The 1,207-nt window shown below is 45.9% G+C and carries 2 protein-coding genes; one reads left to right on the plus strand and one right to left on the minus strand.

Annotation, left to right across the window (positions count from 1 at the left end):
- The coding region (locus A3751_RS21480; RefSeq protein ID WP_156492724.1) for a P-loop NTPase at positions 1-420 on the minus strand (420 nt) is incomplete at its 3' end.
- A gap of 251 nt (positions 421-671) precedes the next feature.
- Between A3751_RS21480 and A3751_RS21490 the strand changes: the two genes are divergently transcribed.
- Positions 672-1,207 (plus strand): class I tRNA ligase family protein (locus A3751_RS21490; protein WP_156492725.1); only part of this gene is annotated, 536 nt, incomplete at its 3' end.

The raw sequence follows: 1,207 nt of genomic DNA on the forward strand, positions 1-1,207 counted from the left end.
CCCATAAATATCCGCATCAAGAATGCCAACACGGGCGCCCTCCTGCGACAGCGCTAACGCCAAATTGACGGCACTGGTACTTTTACCTACTCCGCCTTTGCCCGACGCAACAGCAATGATGTTTTTCACATTGCTCAGACTCTTCAGATTATTCTGAACTTCATGAGTAACAATTTTCTGAGCAATATCGACACTCACTCGGTCAACACCATCCAAATCCTCAAGCTGCGTCTCAAGAATCTGTCGTATGGCACCATGCAAGCCAGAACAGGCATAAGGCAATTCAAGCTTTAGTTGCACAGCGCTCTCTATCACATCTACAGATTTCACCGCCCCCATATCGTACAAGTTCTGTTGTAAATAAGGGTCAATGTACTGTGCAATTGCTTCTTGAAGCCCGGCTTCACTCACTTGACTCATGCGCTCTCCAGTCCAGTAAAAAGTTTGAAATCGTAAAATTAAATACGCGAATCTGAAGGTTAAATCGTGGCAATTCCCCGAAATTCAAGTTCATTCCATGCAATCTAAGCATAGAACGCGAAGAAAGATGAAAAACATTGCTTGGACGAGTATCATAACGCCGCATTTTAGGGTGTTGAGCCGCTTTTGCCGTTTCAATGCCCATTCGACTAAGTTCTTACTGCCAATCGCAACATTGAGAGATTTAAGTAGTGCGCAAAATTCTGGTAACCAGTGCTCTTCCCTACGCCAATGGCCCCATTCATCTGGGACACCTGCTCGAATATATTCAAACGGATATATGGGTTCGTTTTCAGAAGTCCCGTGGCGAACAATGCACCTATGTATGTGCCGATGACGCCCATGGCACGGCAATTATGTTGCGCGCAGAGAAGGAGGGTATTACACCCGAGCAACTGATTGATCGAGTAAATCAGGAGCACCAAAAAGACTTTGCCGGATTTTCCGTTGGCTTCGACAATTATTACTCAACGCATTCACCAGAAAATAAAGCGTTTGCAGAATCTATTTATACTGCGCTTGATAACAATGGAAAGATTGCCCGCCGTAGCATTACGCAAGCCTTCGACCCTGAGAAGAACCTGTTCCTAGCTGATCGGTTCATTAAAGGCACTTGCCCCAAGTGTAAAACAGAAGATCAATACGGTGATAATTGCGAGAGTTGCGGAGCAACCTACTCACCCATGGATCTCATTGATCCGGTATCGGCAATTTCGGGGGCAACGCC

It is taken from the genome of Oleiphilus sp. HI0080 (assembly GCF_001635135.1).